The sequence below is a fragment of the Syntrophobacterales bacterium genome (assembly GCA_019429105.1).
GTDB lineage: Bacteria > Desulfobacterota > Syntrophia > Syntrophales > UBA5619 > DYTH01.
In genome coordinates this window covers 1-2,785 of record JAHYJE010000088.1, presented here as the reverse complement: position 1 = coordinate 2,785, position 2,785 = coordinate 1, and the positions used below count along the sequence as shown (strand labels likewise).

The 2,785-nt window shown below is 52.6% G+C and carries 4 protein-coding genes and 1 pseudogene; 3 read left to right on the top strand and 2 right to left on the bottom strand.

The genetic code is table 11. The annotated features are described in order from the left end of the window. Positions 1-164, bottom strand: a 164-nt coding sequence (locus K0B01_14805; protein MBW6487412.1) for a tRNA (N6-isopentenyl adenosine(37)-C2)-methylthiotransferase MiaB, incomplete at its 3' end; no start/stop codon positions are given. Positions 165-382: 218 nt separating this feature from the next. Here K0B01_14805 and K0B01_14800 point away from each other — a divergent pair. After that, positions 383-1,216 (top strand): lysophospholipase, encoded by an 834-nt coding sequence (locus tag K0B01_14800; protein ID MBW6487411.1) that lies wholly within the window; start codon positions 383-385, stop codon positions 1,214-1,216. A gap of 236 nt (positions 1,217-1,452) precedes the next feature. Beyond that, entirely contained in the window at positions 1,453-1,890 is a 438-nt protein-coding gene (locus tag K0B01_14795; GenBank protein MBW6487410.1) for an NAD(P)H-dependent oxidoreductase subunit E, read from the top strand. A gap of 115 nt (positions 1,891-2,005) precedes the next feature. Here K0B01_14795 and K0B01_14790 read toward each other — a convergent pair whose 3' ends face one another. Then, positions 2,006-2,284 (bottom strand): hypothetical protein, encoded by a 279-nt coding sequence (locus K0B01_14790; GenBank protein ID MBW6487409.1) that lies wholly within the window; start codon positions 2,282-2,284, stop codon positions 2,006-2,008. A gap of 83 nt (positions 2,285-2,367) precedes the next feature. Here K0B01_14790 and K0B01_14785 point away from each other — a divergent pair. After that, positions 2,368-2,785 (top strand): annotated as a pseudogene (locus K0B01_14785) (NADH-quinone oxidoreductase subunit F).

Below are 2,785 nucleotides of genomic sequence, written 5' to 3'. Positions count from 1 at the left end.
AGCTCCCGAAACCGCCCAATCAGGCTGTACGCCTTCTGGTCGGCCTTCTCCCGGACACTGCAGGTGTTGATGACAATCAGATCTGCATTGCCGGGATTGTCGGTCATTATGTACCCGGATTCTTTCATCAAAAACGCCATCTTCTGCGCATCCTGCACATTCATCTGGCATCCCAATGTCTGAATATATAGTTTTTTCTCTTCCAAGCCTCCCCTTCCTCACCAAAAACAAGACTGAGTTCATTAGTATAGGAGGTTGTTATAGTCAATATATTTTTAACAGGAAAATTTCCCTGCTTGCAATTGCCGCCGTTCCGGTTTATTTTGACGACCATTGAGTCGTTGCCGTTCAAAATCAAAAAAAATCAACCGGAGGCGAGACGATGAAACATCAGGAAAGTTCTTTCAAGGACAGCGGCAATCGTCAAATCCACTATCAATCCTGGCTTCCTGAAGGGCAAATAAAAGCCGTGCTGCTCGTGGTTCACGGACTTGCCGAGCACAGCGGCCGCTATACGAATATAGTCAATCGCTTTGTTTTGCCTGGTTATGCCGTTTATGCCGCCGATCACCCCGGACACGGTCGTTCCGCCGGTCTGCGGGGCCATATAGACAAATTTACGGATTACACAGACACGCTTGCCGAATTTTCACAAATGATCGGCAGATTGCAAAAAGGCAAACCGCTTTTTCTTGTCGGCCACAGCATGGGCGGGTTGATCGTTTCGCTGCACCTGCTTTCCCATCAGCACGAACTGCAGGGCGCCGTGCTCTCGGGCCCCGGCGTCAAGGTTCCCGACAACATATCGCCCTTAACGATCTTCGCCGGAAAAATTCTGTCCACTCTGTTGCCCCGCACCGGAATTCTCAAACTGGAAGAGGCAGCGGTAAGCAGGGATCTTGCCGTTGTGAGGGCTTACCGGGACGATCCGCTGGTTTATCATGGCAAGATTTCGGCGCGGCTGGGCGCAGAGATGCTCGCAGCAATGAAAAGGATCGAAGCTGACGCATCCCGAATAACATTGCCGATATTGATCCTGCAGGGAACCGCAGATCGCCTTGTTCCGCCCTCCGGCGCGCAGATGCTTTATGACCGGGTATCCTCTGCCGACAAAAAATTGATTTTCTACGACGGGCTGTACCACGAGATTTTCAACGAGCCGGAACACGATCGCGTTTTATCCGATATGGAGGCCTGGCTTGCAGCACACCTGTAACGGCGGTTGCTAACTTTTATTGACACGTCCCGCGTGGTGCGCTACGGAGCTAAACAAGTTCAGGTCGAGAAGGCGGGTTTTCATTTTTCCTTGATTGTCTCCCCGATACTGCGGAGGTGTTGAAAAACTTTTTTTGGTAAACAAGAAGCACTGATCATTTATGAGGAAGGGGACGGTCGATGGATCCGAAAAATCCCGAATTGCTCAGTGAAGTTAGTGTGGACTAAGTTGCAAAATTGGATGCCCTGATACAGTCTTACAGGGAAAAACCGGGCGCCCTGATCCCCCTGCTCGAGGAGGCGCAAGTGCTCCTCGAATATCTGCCGCCTTCCGTGCAGCAAAGAATCGCCGCCGGAATGAATCTTCCTTTGAGCCGCGTTTATGGCGTGGTCACCTTTTATTCCTTTTTTACAATGAAGCCGCGAGGACGGCATATCCTCCGCGTTTGTCTGGGAACGTCCTGTTATGTTCGTGGCGGAAAAGCGGTGGCTGACGCTGTTGTCCGGGAATTGGGCATAGCTGAATCCGAAACCACGCCGGACCGGAAGTTTACCTATGAAACGGTCCGTTGCGTCGGCGCCTGCGGTCTGGGACCGGTGCTGATCGTTGACAAGGATGTCCATGGCAGGATGAAACCCTCCAAGCTCAAAGGGGTGCTCAGCCAATACGATTAATCCGCCGCTCCGTAGAGAAATTGAGGCCCCGGAATCAAAAAAACGGCAGGAACGCGGAAGGCTCAAAAGCATTCGCAAGGCATTACGATAATTGCAAAAACATGGATAATTAGATTCATGAAGCTGAACAGGCGGGAATGCCATTATGAAAAAGCTGACAATTGACGATTTGCAGAAAATAAGGGAAGAGGCTCATGCCGAAATCGCCTTGCGGGAGGGCGTTTTCAGCGAAAGCGAAATGTTCCGGTTGCATTTGTTGATTTGCGGAGGAACGGCCTATCACTCTTCCGGAAGCATCGCCGTTAAAGAAGCCCTGCATGCAGAGTTGGAACACAGAGGCCTGCTGGAAAAGATCAAGGTAGTGGAAACAGGCTGCAATGGATTTTGCGCCCAAGGGCCACTCATGGTGGTCTATCCGGAAGGCGTCATCTACATGCGGATCAAACGGAAGACATTCCCGAGCTTGTTGAGGAACACATGGTCAAGGGTCGGGTGCTTCAGCGCCTGCTCTACAATGAGCCGCTCACCGGATCGGTCATTTCCACCACCCGGGAAATCCCCTTTTTCAAACTCCAGGAACTCCGCGTACTCCGAAAGAGGGGGCTGATTGATCCGGAAAAGATCGAGGATTCCATCGCCCGCGGCGGGTATGCCGGATGGCCAAGGCCCTGACGGAGATGCAGCCCGGGAAGATCATTCAGGAGGTACTTGCTTCCGGTCTCCGCGGCCGGGGCGACGCAGGCTTCCCGACAGGTCTGAAATGGAAGTTTGCCGCCGCGTCGGCAGGTGAGATCAAATACGTCATCTGCAACGCCGATGAGGGAGATCCCGGCGCCTTTATGGATCGCAGCGTCCTCGAGGCCGACCCGCATGCCGTTCTTGAAGGCATGGCGAT